The following is an 11269-nucleotide window of genomic DNA, read 5'->3' on the forward strand; positions in this document are numbered from 1 at the left end:
AACTCGAGCAGCAAGCCGCCTAGCTTCACGTCGCCGGGCAGTTCCCCGGAGACGCAAAACGCCTGTGGAGGCGACGTAAGACCTCGAACAATCGAGGCAGATGCCGATGAATCAGGAACGAGGATCACTGAGATTCTCCGAACGGTGAGGCGGACCTACTGAGAGGTCCGCCGGGACAGAGGATCAGCGGGGTCAAGGGGCGGCGAACCGGGTGATGTCGTCGCCCCACTTCTCAGCCAGCTCGGGGAGGACGGGCCGGCCGTGGTCCGCGCCGTGCTGCCGGTCCCACAGACGCCGGGGCGGGCCGAACTGCGGGACCCGGTCACCCGTGACGGGGTGCTTCTCCCAGGCGCAGGTCATCTGCGCGGGGTCGCCGCGGCGGAGCACCCGGCCCGCCTCCTGGTCGGTCATCTCCGGGCCGCACAGGTGCAAGATGAAGGCGAGCGCCTGGTCCTTGGTGAGCTCGTCGACGGCCATCGCCAGGTGCAGGTCCTCGGCGAGGTCCTGCAGGTCGATGGGGCGGGTCTCCAGCATTCCGGTTCCTCCGGGTGTGGTCGAGGGGTGGTGGCGGCCCGCCCCGTCCAGGCCGCCACGGGTGGTCAGCTTGCGGTCTGCGCGGCGACCAGCGCCGACCGCAGCTCCTGCAACTGGTGCAGGGTGCGGCCGATGGTCGTGGACGCCGTGTCGGCGTGCTGCTCGGCCTCGGCGTAGTCGCCGCCCGGCCGGCGGCCCGCGCGGGTGGCGATCAGGGCCAGGGCGTGTCCGTAGGAGACGAACGCGGCGTCCACCTGCTCGACCACCTCGGCGAGGTCGGCGTCGCCGTCGAGGTCGCTGACCGCGGGGACCAGGGCGTCGGCGGCGTCGGCGGCCTGCCGGGCGAGGTCCACGGGCGAGGCGGGCTCCCCGATCTGCACGGTCACCTGGCGGACCTGGTAGCCCGAGGAGTGCTCCTGGCCGAACTCCGGGGTGGCGTAGAGCTCCTGCGGCCCGTCGGGGTCGGAGGTGTCGGCGGGCGCCCAGTGGAAGGGGGTGCCCTCGTCGTACTCCCGCTCCGCCTCGATCTCGCCAGCCTCGCGGGCGGCGTCGTGGCTCCAGTGGATGCTGTGGAGCTCGCCCTCCTGTCCGCCGCGAACCTTGAGCAGCGCGAAGGCCGGGATCGCGGCCGTGTCGAAGCGGACGACAGGGTTGGTCCGGAAGTCGTCGGTGATGATCAACGTCACTCCTTGGTCGCGGGTGGTGTGGTCTGGTGTCCGCCCCGGGAGTCGCACGCCGGGAGCTCGGCTGGTCGGACAGGGGGTGGGCGGCCCGCCCCGATTCGGGCCGCCCGGAGGTCGCAACTGTCAGGCGCCGCGGACGATCGCCACCAGGGGCGCCCACTGCGGGTCGGTGTCGTGGGTGTAGCCGGCGAGCGCCTTCGCCTTCGCCTGGTCCACGGTGCCCCGGTGGGAGAGGCGGCGGGCGAGCTTGCCGTCCTTGTAGACGTCGATGATCTGGCGGCCCATGCCGTCCAGGACGCGGACGTTCTCGAAGGTGACGCCACGGTCGGCGGCGATCTGGTCGAGGGTGGCGGCGGTGCTGGTGACCTCGGTGGCGGTGGCGGTCATGTCGTTCTCCCTTGCTCGTTTCTGTGTAGCTACACGCTAACCCCTAACCTTGTAGCTACGCAATGGGTGTGCCAAAATTTCTGTAGCTACAGGAGAGGACAGCCATGGACGATCGCCCCGCCACTCCCACAACCCCCATCCGCGTGCCCCGAGCCATGTGGAAGGCATACGGAAACGTCTGCGAACGACTCGACACCAACCGCACAGAAGACCTCCTCGCCCACATGAGGCAGCAGATCAACCGCCACGGCGAAGAAGCAGACCTCGACCTGCTCGCCGAGGCGGAAGAAGAACTCAAGGCGCGCCGCGCCCGCAAAGGAGGCCGGCCCCGCAAGCAGCCTCCCGCCACAGACTGACCCTCGCCGGCCTCAACCACGGCGGTGCCTCGCGCACGGACAGCCGCCACGGCACCGGGCTCAGGCATCGTCGCCTCGCTCCACCAGCTCGGCCAGCGCCAGCAGCAGCTTCGAGAACGCCGGCCGGTCACCCGAGTACAGCCTGTGGCGCTCCACCAGCGCGCGGAAGTCGGCGTGGCCATCCGGCCAGTCGCCCAGGTGGCGGAGCGTCTCGGCGATGCGGGCACGTTCCTCGGCCGCGCCCGCGGCGCGAGCCTGATCGGCCAGGAGCGGGGCCGCGGCCTCCAGGAGCTCGCGGGCGTCGATGTCGAACTCCTCGACAGGGTCGACCGGTTCACCCGACCGGTCCACTTCCCAGCAGCGGAGGATCTCTGCGACGGCACGGACGGCTTGAGGCGGGAACTCGCCGGCGGGGTCAGACATCGGAGGCCACTCCCACCAGCAGATCCACGCCCTCAGCCTCAGCCCGGGTCAGGAACGCCCGGGCCAGCAGGGTGATCCCGCCACGGTCAGCCTCCACCGTGAGGCAGCCGACGACCCACGGGGCCCGGCCGGTGTGGTCGGTGTGCACCCAGGTGATCGGCTGGCCCAAGACGCTGCTCCAGGTGCGCAGCCATGCCATGCGGACCGGGAGCGGGGTGGGCGGGTCGTAGTCGCCGAGCATGAGGAACCCGGCGCCGCCGCGGCCGTCCAGGTTGGTGCGCGGTCGGGGCAGGCCGTACTCGCCGAGGAGGGCGAGCCGCTGACAAGGGCTTGGGCCGCGTACGGGGTCAGGCATGGTTTCTCCCTCGGGTGATGCGGATCGCGATGCGGGCGAGTAACGCCCCTGGCCCGCCCTGCGGTGTGCGCAGGTGGCGCTGACGCCAGTGCCAGCGGGCGTCGCGAAGAACGCTGAGCGGGGCGAGGAACCACCAGCCGTTGACGATGGCGTAGCTCTCCCAGACGTCCCGGGCGTCGTGCGGGCTGGCCCAGGTGTAGAGCGCCGCTCCGGTGAGCTGGATGGCGGCCAAGACGGCGGCGCCGATCAACGCGATCACAAGATCAGGCATTGGCCACCTCGCGAGAGAACTCCTCGACGGCGGCCACGAGCCGGCGCATCCCGTCGAGTGACCCGGTCGAGTCGATGCGGACGTGGCCGTCCGCCACGTGGTGGTCGATGAGCAGGCGCCACCTGCCGTTGCCGGACTGGGTGAGCGTGGCCCACTGGGGAAGGTCAGCCACGGTCAGCCTCCTGGGGGTGGTCGGGGACGGAGGGAGCGGGAGGGGGTGTCGGGGCCGCTCGCCAGCCGTTCCGCTGGGCGAGCACCTCATGGATCTCCGCGCCCCGCGTTGCCGCTGCTAGCCACGCTTCGCCGTCGTCGGCAGCGAGGGCGGCGACAGCGGCCTGCGTCGTCTCGTGCAGCTCGTCGAACAGGGCGCGCAGTTCGGGGTCAAGCATGGCCGTCTCCGGTCTGCTCGCCGTCGGCCGGCGGGGCGGTGGTCGAGTTGGAAGCCGTCCGCCATGGGCAAGGCAGCGGGCCTGACCCAGCACGGGGGCACAGGTCCTTCATCGAGAAGTCCTCGCCGCACTCCTCGCAGCGCTGCGGCGAACACTGGAGGATCGCGCTCTGGTCAGCCATGGTCGGTCTCCTCGGAGGTTGGGGTTGGTGACTGCTCGCCGTCGGCCGCGGGCTGGATGTCCTGGGCCGCCATCCTGGCGGCCTTGTCCACGAGGTACTCGTACGTCTCCGGGCGCACGTGCGGCTTGAGCGCGGCGAGCCCGGCGGCGGTCACGATGAGGCGGCGACCGGCGAGGAATTCGCGCGGGCCGAGGGTGACCCATCCGGCGTTGCGCATGATCCGCATGGTCTGGGGTCGGATGCCCTTGCGCGGGCTGTACTCGCCCTCGGTCTTGTAGACGTAGACGCGGAGGGCGGCGGCCCAGCGCAGGATTTCGATCTGCGCTGGAGTCGGCTTCCGGGCAGCCTTCTCAGCCACGAGACGCCTCCTCGCCGCCCCGCTCGCCGTCGGCGGGGACGTCCAGAGCGGCCAGGACAGCGGTCACGGGCACCGAGGGGACGGCGCTAGGCCCGCACAGCTTCGGGGCGGCGAGGGCAGCCCGGACCCGGGCTACGGCGGCCTCAGCCTGCTCGGCTTCCGCATGGGCGGCGCGATGCAAGCCGTCGTTGACCCGGGCGATGAGGCGCATCCGCTCCAGCTCGGCACGGAGAGCGGCGAGTTCGTCGTCGCGTACGGCGAGCATCTCGTCGGCCAACGCCAGCACGAACTCTCGGCTGCACTCGAACGTGCCGTAACCCCACGACTCGGCGTCCTTGGCGAGCAGCCGGTCAGCGATCCGGTCGCGGAGTGTCTGCTGGTCGGTCATGGTCGGCCTCACCCGTAGTAGGAGCAGAGGATCCAGGCCAGGTCCCCTTGGGTGGGGGTGATGCCGAGGGCGTGGACTGCGGTCGCGAGGGCTGCGTCCCAGCGGAGCCGGTCCGGGTGGGCGTGGAGGGCTTCGAGGTCCACCGGGCCGGACCAGCCGACATCGACGACGTGCGCGGCCAGGAGAACCGAGGAGGAGTCGCTCAGGCCGTACCACTCGAACTCGACGCCGAGCCTGGCCTTGGCTGCCTCCTCCCGCTTATAGAAGCCGTCCCCGGCGTTGTCGTCCCAGGTCTCGGTGAAGCCGGAGACGACGGCAAGGAGACGCTTCTCGGCCTCGCCAACGAAGTCTTCGCTGTCGTCGTACCAGGCGAGGGTGCTGGCGTTGCCGGCGTCGATGCCGCCGTACTCGTCGGTTTCGCGGATCTTCCATTCGTCTTCGCCGCCGCCCAGGTCGAAGCCGTAGACGAACTTGGCGGAGAGGGAACTGCCCATGTCGGTCCTGCTTTCGTGGTCTTGGAGGTGGCCCGCCCTCTACAGGGCGGGCCGGATGAGAAGGTCAGTGCGCCGATTCCTCGGTGCCGTCGGGCCAGACGATGCGGGGAACGATCTCCACGGCTTCGCCTTCGTGGACGGCTGCGCGCCAGATGTCGGGCGACTCCTCGCCGCGCACGAGGATGAAGCCGATGAAGGCCCTGCCGGCGCCGTGCGCCTTGACGATTTCCTGGAGCTCGCGGACGAGGCTGTGGGCGCGCAGTTCGTCCGCCTGCGAGGGGCGGATGGCGACGGCCTGCTTGCGGGTCAGGGTGCCTTCGTCGGTCTCCACGGTCGTCTCGTCCATGCGGAGCCAGAGCAGCCGGTCCCATTCCTTGTTCGTCGCGGTGCGGATGAACGGGCTTCCTTGGAGTTCCGGCCACGGGATGGGCGGCTCGATGCTGATCTCGCCGGACAGGTAGCTGGTGTACCCCATCGCGGCCTCCTTTTGGCGATCTTTGCGAACTGGCATTTGAATTCAAGATCGATTTACGAACTGGCTTTCGCTTCGAAGGGCCGTAGAAGCCCCTGAGCGTCCAGCAGGACGCGCCCCTCAGTCGTGGACGACTCCGCGCCGCCGGGCCGCGAGCGTGGCGCTCAGCCCCGCCCGTGAGGCCCCAGAGGTCTCCCCCGTCCCACAGAACACGCGCCCCGCCGCATCCCACGGAGACGCGCCCCGCTCGACGTGGCGAGCCACCCGGCCGAGGAGCAGGTCCTCCCGCGCCTCCCACGCCGGGTCCGGCGACGGCCACGACAGGTGGTCCGGGACGACGATCGGCTCCACCACCGCCGGGACGGGCTCCCGCTCGGCCGCGGGCTTCACTTCCACACCCAAGATCCAGTACTGGACGCGCCGCCACAGGCCGCTCACCGAGCCGCCCTCCGGATCAGACCCGTCTCCCACCACACCGCCGCAGCGAACGCGCCGGCGAAAGTCGGCCAGTACACCCACCCGGGAGCGTTCATGCACAGCGCGACCACGGTGCCCGCCATCAGCACCAGCACCACGGCCAGACGTAACGGCCTCACCGGTCACCCCCGGGCATGTCGTCCGAGAACTGCAGACCCTCGGCGAGCTCGGAGACCGAGCGGACGTAGCGGACGATGACGTTCATCCCCGCCGCCGGCCCCTCCTGGGCGGCGGCCCGGATCGCCACCCGCATCACCTCCGCCTGGGCGTCGAGCACCGCGCCGAGGTTCTTGTTCGCCGCGGCGAGACGGGCGTACGGCAGGTGGTCGCACGGCTCCGGGCAGCCGCAGGGCTTGACCGCGGGACGGTCGTCGAGCGTGGTCACTGGCCCTCACCGGACGCGCCAGCCAGCGCCGAGCCATCGGCGGCCTGTGTGGTGACCGGCTCGGGCTCGGGCTGGTTCTCGTCGACTCCGAAGTCCCGGTAGCGCTTGAACACCTGGCGCAGCGCGGCGACCGCCGCGGGGGTGAAGGCGTCGGCGTCCCGGACTTCCATCCAGTCGACCTGGGGCAGCACCCTGCCGACCGCGGCGACGGCCTGCTCGGCGGACTCCCGGTCCCACCAGCCTTCGGTGAGCTTGAACCCGGTGCCGGTGACGATGCCCCACAGCTCACCGAAGAACCCGTTCGCCGTGGTCCGCAGGTACAGGCCGTGGACGCCGGTCTTGTAGGCGAGTTGCCACAACTGCCGCGGCTCGGGGTCGTTGCGGTCTTCGGCGCTGTGGCAGCGCATCATGATCGGCACCACCCCGCTGTCGTCCGGGTCCAGCGTGGTGCGCAGAAGGCAGATGATCGCGGCGCTGAGGATCTTCGAACGGTCGTCCCGGTCCAGCTCGTCCAGGTTCTTGCCGTAGAACACCTGGGCGAGGGTCTTCTCCAGCGGCTCGGTCGGCAGCAGCCGGTCCTCCCGCGCCGTCGGCGAGTGCTGGTACGGCCGGTACCCGGGCGGGATGTCGGTGTCCCCCTTGGGCTCCATGTGCTCCCGCCACGCCGCAGCCTCGTCGCGGAGCTGGGCGTGCTTGGCCGGGTCCATGATGACCGCGGCCAACCCGTTGCCGTCGGGGGTGGAGATGTTCCGTGTCCACCTGCCGCCGGTCAGGCGGTCCTGCCCGTCCTCGTCGCCGGACAGGAACTCCGCGAGCGCCTGCTGGGCCCTGTCGTACGGGAACGTGATCTGCGTCACCGGTCTTCTCCTTCGTTGATCTCTTCTGGGTTGATCAGGTCTTGCTGTCCCTCCACCGGCCCCGACCACCGGGCCGAGAACCGTGGAGGCTTCTTCGGCGGGTCGATCCCGAGCTGGTGCCGGCAGTCCGGTCCAATCTGGTAGCCCAGAGACACCGGGTCCCTGATCGGCCGGTGGCACCTGCGGCACTTCGACGGCGCCGCGGCCTGCTCGGGCGGGTCGGGCGGCTGGGGTGGAGGGACGTCGAACAGGGTCATCCGGACTCGCCGTGCTCGAACCGAGCCGAACGGGCCGCCGCGAAGGCTTCAAGCAGTCGAGGGTGGCGGGCAGTGTGACCCCAGTCGCCTTCGATGCTGCGATTGCATGCGCACTTGATCCGGTGGCCACGCGCCTCGAACTCGATGCCGACGTGCTGCCCCGACGCACACACGCACCAGAAATAGGGCGCACCGTCGTCCGCCGGCGAGAGGGCCTCTCCAACGCCGGGAGTCCCCCAGTCGTCCACGATCCTTTTCGGGTCTGGTAGGTCGCCGACCCGATACGCCTGGTGCAGAACTTCGCCGGTCTCGTCGTTGAACCCGAAGGCCAAGAACGGGCCGAGGTCACGGCTCACGTCCACCGGTCGCACCTCGATCCACAAGGGCTCCTCAACGCCGCCCTGAAGGATGCGGAAGTCAGGCAAGTATGGGCCGGCGGAAGTGTGGAAGCCCTGGGGTTCGTACTCCCACTGGAGCCCCAGGTGGTCGAAGAACACGGCGTGCCGGGCCTCCAGGCGCGAGCGGAAGCGGCAGCCTGCGTACCGGGTCTCGATCGGGTTGATCGTCATGACGATTCCTCCTCGGCTTCGTCGTCGGCGAGCGGCAGTTCCACCAGCCGATCCATGAGCAGCTTGAACGCCTCGGACGCCGCGGCCGGCAGGGACGGCGGTTTCGCCGGGACCGGGCGGAGCCGTTCGGCTTCGAGTGACTCCAGGCGGGCGGCCAGCTCGGCGTTCATGAGGCCACCGCCCACTCGCGGCGCAGGTTCTTCGGCTGCAAGTGGTCCACCTCGGCCGGTGTGGCGTCGTCGTCACAGGCGGTCCGCCAGAACGCGCCCACGAAGTGCTCGTACGGCCAGGCGGCTTGCCGGGCCCGTTCGATGGCCTGCTGGATGTGCATGCGCTCCCAGTCGGGGCGGGTGGCGGCGAGGAACTCGGCGAGTTCCAACGGGGCGAGGTGGTGGGTCATGACCGCTCCGCGGGGTGGACGAGGCTGGCGCGCTGCTGGCCGTTGACCTCGACCCACACGGCCAGGCCGGCGGCGACGAGACGAGCATCATGCGCGGGCTCGGTGGACAGCGGCAGGCCGAGAGCGTTGACGCACCGGTCATTGGGCAATGCGCCGCAGCGAGGGCACCGGACGGTCAAGGCTCCGAGGCGCAGTTCCCGACGCTGCGGGTCCTCCCCGCGACCGTCGAGGTACTCCTCGTTGGGGTCGGCGCCGCTTCTCGCGGTGATGGACTTCTGCGTGGACCAGCCTCGGGCGATCTGCTTCAAGCCCTGCTGTAGCGCCATCTGGTACCGCTTGGGGTCGTCGGCCAGTTCCGGCGCGGGGGCGGGCTGCACCTCCCGCGCCAGTCGCGCCGCACGGATGGCTTTGACCCGGACCCGAACGTGCGCGGGCATCAGCCACTCGGTGGAGTTGGTGTAGTGCTGGATCACCGCAGCTTGCGCGTCGGCGAAGTCCAGGTCCCCAACGGCGGCACCCCAGGCGATCACGTCGGCATCGCCGACGGTGCGCCGGTCGAAGGTGGCGGCCGTGGTGAGGAGGTCGATGACCTCTTCGGGGTTCATGAGGTGATCTCTCCGGTGATCCTCGGGGGCGGCTGGCTGCGGAAGCGTTCCTTAAGGGCTTGGGCTTGGGCGACACGCTCATCGGTGGTGGACCTGGCGGGCCGGGATGGCGTCGCACGAGGTGGCGCCCCGCTCCGGCGTTCACGCTCTTCGAGGACCTGGGCGTAAGCCACCTGGAGCGATTTGCCGGACACGGGCCGGTGTTCCTTGCCGAGGCGGGCCAGCGCTCTGGCCACGTCGTCCCGGGGGATCTTCGCCAGGGCGGTCCGGACGACCTGCCGGATCCCGATCCAGTCCTGGGCGGTTGTGTAGCGCTCCCAGTAGGCGTTGGTCAGTTCGTCGGCCTGGTCGTCTTCAGGTTTGCGGTCGGCCTTGGGGCCGCCGCGGCGGCGACGGGGCTTGGGCTCTTTCTGGGTTCGGGAGTCGCCGAAGAGGGCGCCGGGGTCGGCGTCCTCGCGCGTGTGTGTGCGCGGGTGCGCGGGTGGGTCACTCTTCCCCGTAGGGGAAGAGTGCTCTGACGGTTCGTTGATGGTTACGGGTGCAGATTCTGCGGGGGTCGGTGCAGATTCTGCGGGGGGCGGATTCTGCACCCCCGCATCGTTCGCACCCCCGCAGTTTTCGCGGGGGGCATTCTCTGCGGGGTGCAGATTCTGCGGGGGTGCAGAATCTGCGGGGGTCATAAGGATGCGGTAACGGTTGCCCTTGCCCGTGCGACGCTCAACCTCCAACTCACCCAGGCGCTCCAAGTCTGCGATGGCGGCCTGAACGCCACGCTCGGACAGGGCGGTCTTTCGCATCAGTTCCGCATTGCTGGGGAAGGCGTGGGCCCCCTCGGCGTTCGCGCAGTCAGCGATAGCTAGCAGCACGAGACGCGATCCCTTCTTCGCCTTCGAGTGGGTCCACACCCACTGCATGACCCCGATTGCCACGTACGTAGCTCCACTTGATCGTGATGTTGGTTAGGGCTGGAGCGGGACCTGTCTTCGTCTGGGCATGCCGAATAGACCCCCGAATTGATCGCACGCAAGCAAGTTACTTGTCACCATCCTATGCCAAGCCACTTTGCGTCAAGTGTGGCAGACTGACTTGCATGACATTGACGTGCGAAGATGTGCGCATGACGACGGGCAATCTGGTGGCGAAGCTGCGCGCACACCGCGCCGCCAAAGAGCGCCTCGACCAGGCACGCCTCGAACTGGACGAAGAGATCGCCCGAGTCGTCGACAACGGCGAATGGCAGATCATCGACGTCGCCGAGGTGACCGGCTGGTCCCGCGAGACGATCCGCGCGATCGTCAAGTCCGTGCACGAGCGGCAGTCCGGCGTGTCCACCGAATCGGCCACCTAGCCGAACGCCTCCACCCGCCGCCGGCGCTTGCCGAGGCTCGCCGACTCCGAAGTCCTCTCCAGGGAGAGGACCCGAGGAACGGCACATGTACACGGCCTTCACCGCGGCCTCCTTCCGACATAAGCCGGAGGGGCGGACCTGAGCCCGCCCCTTCCGGGGTGGGCTACTTGGGCTGGGGGAACTTCTCGTTCTCGGCGAACCGGAGCGTCGTCAACTCCTGGCCGGCCCGGTACTTGTTCCACGACTTGATGACCATGGCCAAGGTGTGACGCTCGGAGTGGCGGCCGGGCTGGGCGTTCAGGTCGGCGATCCGGTTCCGCAGCGTCAGGATCGGGTGGCCTTTGGCGAGCATCGCGCCGTCGGCGAGACGGTCGAAGAACTCGGTGCGCTGGACGGGGTCGAGGGCGCCGAACAGCCACCAGCACAGGCCGATCGTGGACGCGGGGAGCAACTTGGCCTTGCGGTGGTGCGCCGCGGCGGAGGCGGCCTCGCGTAGTTCGGGGTGCTTGGCGAGGAACTCGAAGCACTCCAGCGCCGACGGCTGGAACCGGCCCGTCTGGTCCTTGTGGTTGTGGGTCCACAGGATGGCCCGGCGGACCACCGAGGCGAGGGTCTTGGCGTCGGGTTCGCCGTGGAAGGCGAACCGGTCGGCCATGGTGCGCTTGGCGCCGTCGTCCACGGTGTCCTGGGCGGCGTCGGGGAGGTTGGAGACGACGAGGAGCCAGGCCGAGGTGCCGGACTCGTAGAGCGCTTCCAGGCGGTGCTGGCCGTCGAGGAGGGTGTTGTCTGCGGAGAAGCGGACGGCGTCGCCGTTCTCCAGGAACCGGCCGGCCGTCATGTCGCGGGCGATCTTGCCGACGGCTTCGGCGCGCAGGGGCCGGTTCCCCGTGTTGTGGTACAGCCAGCCGCGGGCCAGGTCGGGGGTGACGTACACCAGCTCGTAGACGACGCCGCTGGGCGAGGTGAACAAGCGCGGGTTGTGCTGCCCGGTCACCGACGGCGCCAGCTTCGTCCCGCCGTTGGGGGCGGTCTGCTCGGGGGCGATGAACGCTACGGTTGTAGCTGACATGGGGTCTTCTC

General features: G+C 69.7%; 25 protein-coding genes. 2 read left to right on the forward strand and 23 right to left on the reverse strand.

The features are described 5' to 3' along the window. Positions 1-192: 192 nt before the first annotated feature. The 3 genes from IEY93_RS00520 to IEY93_RS00530 all read right to left on the reverse strand — a co-directional run bounded on the left by IEY93_RS00520 (position 193) and on the right by IEY93_RS00530 (position 1604). Complete coding sequence (locus IEY93_RS00520; RefSeq protein WP_189160911.1) at positions 193-534, reverse strand: hypothetical protein; 342 nt, start codon at positions 532-534, stop codon at positions 193-195. Positions 535-599: 65 nt separating this feature from the next. Continuing rightward, complete coding sequence (locus tag IEY93_RS00525) at positions 600-1214, reverse strand: hypothetical protein (protein ID WP_189160912.1); 615 nt, start codon at positions 1212-1214, stop codon at positions 600-602. 126 nt (positions 1215-1340) lie between these two features. Next, positions 1341-1604 carry a hypothetical protein gene (locus IEY93_RS00530; protein ID WP_189160913.1) on the reverse strand — a complete coding sequence of 88 codons (264 nt, stop codon included), beginning with the start codon at positions 1602-1604 and terminating at the stop codon, positions 1341-1343. Positions 1605-1708: 104 nt separating this feature from the next. On the opposite strand from IEY93_RS00530, the gene IEY93_RS00535 reads away from it, so the two are divergent. Further along, positions 1709-1960: a hypothetical protein gene (locus IEY93_RS00535; RefSeq protein ID WP_189160914.1), complete on the forward strand. Its 252-nt coding sequence runs from the start codon at positions 1709-1711 to the stop codon at positions 1958-1960. Positions 1961-2020: 60 nt separating this feature from the next. On the opposite strand, the gene IEY93_RS00540 is transcribed toward IEY93_RS00535, so the two are convergent. The 19 genes from IEY93_RS00540 to IEY93_RS00630 all read right to left on the reverse strand — a co-directional run bounded on the left by IEY93_RS00540 (position 2021) and on the right by IEY93_RS00630 (position 9770). Further along, complete coding sequence (locus IEY93_RS00540) at positions 2021-2383, reverse strand: hypothetical protein (protein ID WP_189160915.1); 363 nt, start codon at positions 2381-2383, stop codon at positions 2021-2023. Further along, on the reverse strand, positions 2376-2738 hold the full coding sequence (locus IEY93_RS00545) for a hypothetical protein (protein WP_189160916.1): 363 nt from the start codon (positions 2736-2738) through the stop codon (positions 2376-2378). Before IEY93_RS00545 ends, IEY93_RS00540 begins: the two co-directional genes overlap by 8 nt. Next, positions 2731-3009 (reverse strand): hypothetical protein, encoded by a 279-nt coding sequence (locus IEY93_RS00550; RefSeq protein ID WP_189160917.1) that lies wholly within the window; start codon positions 3007-3009, stop codon positions 2731-2733. The genes IEY93_RS00545 and IEY93_RS00550 overlap by 8 nt, the downstream gene beginning before the upstream one ends. Further along, a complete protein-coding gene (locus tag IEY93_RS00555) occupies positions 3002-3181 on the reverse strand; it encodes a hypothetical protein (RefSeq protein WP_189160918.1) in 180 nt (59 codons plus the stop codon). The genes IEY93_RS00550 and IEY93_RS00555 overlap by 8 nt, the downstream gene beginning before the upstream one ends. Next, on the reverse strand, positions 3174-3398 hold the full coding sequence (locus IEY93_RS00560) for a hypothetical protein (protein ID WP_189160919.1): 225 nt from the start codon (positions 3396-3398) through the stop codon (positions 3174-3176). The genes IEY93_RS00555 and IEY93_RS00560 overlap by 8 nt, the downstream gene beginning before the upstream one ends. Positions 3399-3571: 173 nt before the next feature. Next, positions 3572-3937, reverse strand: coding sequence for a hypothetical protein (locus IEY93_RS00565; RefSeq protein WP_189160920.1), 366 nt, complete (start codon positions 3935-3937; stop codon positions 3572-3574). After that, positions 3930-4325: a hypothetical protein gene (locus tag IEY93_RS00570; protein WP_189160921.1), complete on the reverse strand. Its 396-nt coding sequence runs from the start codon at positions 4323-4325 to the stop codon at positions 3930-3932. Before IEY93_RS00570 ends, IEY93_RS00565 begins: the two co-directional genes overlap by 8 nt. Before the next feature lie 8 nt (positions 4326-4333). Further along, the gene (locus IEY93_RS00575) at positions 4334-4819 is read right to left on the reverse strand and encodes a hypothetical protein (protein WP_189160922.1); all 486 of its coding nucleotides are present in this window, start codon (positions 4817-4819) and stop codon (positions 4334-4336) included. 64 nt (positions 4820-4883) lie between these two features. After that, positions 4884-5294 (reverse strand): DUF6205 family protein, encoded by a 411-nt coding sequence (locus IEY93_RS00580; RefSeq protein ID WP_189160923.1) that lies wholly within the window; start codon positions 5292-5294, stop codon positions 4884-4886. A gap of 117 nt (positions 5295-5411) precedes the next feature. Further along, entirely contained in the window at positions 5412-5729 is a 318-nt protein-coding gene (locus tag IEY93_RS00585) for a hypothetical protein (protein WP_189160924.1), read from the reverse strand. Continuing rightward, positions 5726-5887 (reverse strand): hypothetical protein, encoded by a 162-nt coding sequence (locus tag IEY93_RS00590; protein WP_189160925.1) that lies wholly within the window; start codon positions 5885-5887, stop codon positions 5726-5728. The genes IEY93_RS00585 and IEY93_RS00590 overlap by 4 nt, the downstream gene beginning before the upstream one ends. Further along, the gene (locus IEY93_RS00595) at positions 5884-6153 is read right to left on the reverse strand and encodes a hypothetical protein (protein WP_189160926.1); all 270 of its coding nucleotides are present in this window, start codon (positions 6151-6153) and stop codon (positions 5884-5886) included. The genes IEY93_RS00590 and IEY93_RS00595 overlap by 4 nt, the downstream gene beginning before the upstream one ends. Then, positions 6150-7010: a hypothetical protein gene (locus IEY93_RS00600; protein WP_189160927.1), complete on the reverse strand. Its 861-nt coding sequence runs from the start codon at positions 7008-7010 to the stop codon at positions 6150-6152. The genes IEY93_RS00595 and IEY93_RS00600 overlap by 4 nt, the downstream gene beginning before the upstream one ends. Further along, positions 7007-7267, reverse strand: a complete 261-nt coding sequence (locus IEY93_RS00605; RefSeq protein WP_189160928.1) for a DUF6011 domain-containing protein — start codon at positions 7265-7267, stop codon at positions 7007-7009. Before IEY93_RS00605 ends, IEY93_RS00600 begins: the two co-directional genes overlap by 4 nt. Further along, complete coding sequence (locus tag IEY93_RS00610) at positions 7264-7836, reverse strand: PDDEXK family nuclease (RefSeq protein ID WP_189160929.1); 573 nt, start codon at positions 7834-7836, stop codon at positions 7264-7266. Before IEY93_RS00610 ends, IEY93_RS00605 begins: the two co-directional genes overlap by 4 nt. Then, positions 7833-8006 carry a hypothetical protein gene (locus IEY93_RS00615; RefSeq protein ID WP_189160930.1) on the reverse strand — a complete coding sequence of 58 codons (174 nt, stop codon included), beginning with the start codon at positions 8004-8006 and terminating at the stop codon, positions 7833-7835. The genes IEY93_RS00610 and IEY93_RS00615 overlap by 4 nt, the downstream gene beginning before the upstream one ends. Then, entirely contained in the window at positions 8003-8236 is a 234-nt protein-coding gene (locus IEY93_RS00620; RefSeq protein WP_189160931.1) for a hypothetical protein, read from the reverse strand. Before IEY93_RS00620 ends, IEY93_RS00615 begins: the two co-directional genes overlap by 4 nt. Further along, complete coding sequence (locus tag IEY93_RS00625; protein WP_189160932.1) at positions 8233-8841, reverse strand: zinc finger domain-containing protein; 609 nt, start codon at positions 8839-8841, stop codon at positions 8233-8235. Before IEY93_RS00625 ends, IEY93_RS00620 begins: the two co-directional genes overlap by 4 nt. Next, a complete protein-coding gene (locus tag IEY93_RS00630; protein ID WP_203967883.1) occupies positions 8838-9770 on the reverse strand; it encodes a helix-turn-helix domain-containing protein in 933 nt (310 codons plus the stop codon). The genes IEY93_RS00625 and IEY93_RS00630 overlap by 4 nt, the downstream gene beginning before the upstream one ends. Positions 9771-9958: 188 nt before the next feature. Here IEY93_RS00630 and IEY93_RS00635 point away from each other — a divergent pair, with 188 nt between their 5' ends. Further along, positions 9959-10189, forward strand: a complete 231-nt coding sequence (locus IEY93_RS00635) for a hypothetical protein (RefSeq protein WP_189160933.1) — start codon at positions 9959-9961, stop codon at positions 10187-10189. A gap of 163 nt (positions 10190-10352) precedes the next feature. Here IEY93_RS00635 and IEY93_RS00640 read toward each other — a convergent pair whose 3' ends face one another. Continuing rightward, positions 10353-11258 carry a hypothetical protein gene (locus IEY93_RS00640; RefSeq protein WP_189160934.1) on the reverse strand — a complete coding sequence of 302 codons (906 nt, stop codon included), beginning with the start codon at positions 11256-11258 and terminating at the stop codon, positions 10353-10355. Positions 11259-11269: the final 11 nt, after the last annotated feature.

The organism is Sphaerisporangium melleum, assembly GCF_014646695.1.
Classification (GTDB): Bacteria; Actinomycetota; Actinomycetes; order Streptosporangiales; family Streptosporangiaceae; genus Sphaerisporangium; species Sphaerisporangium melleum.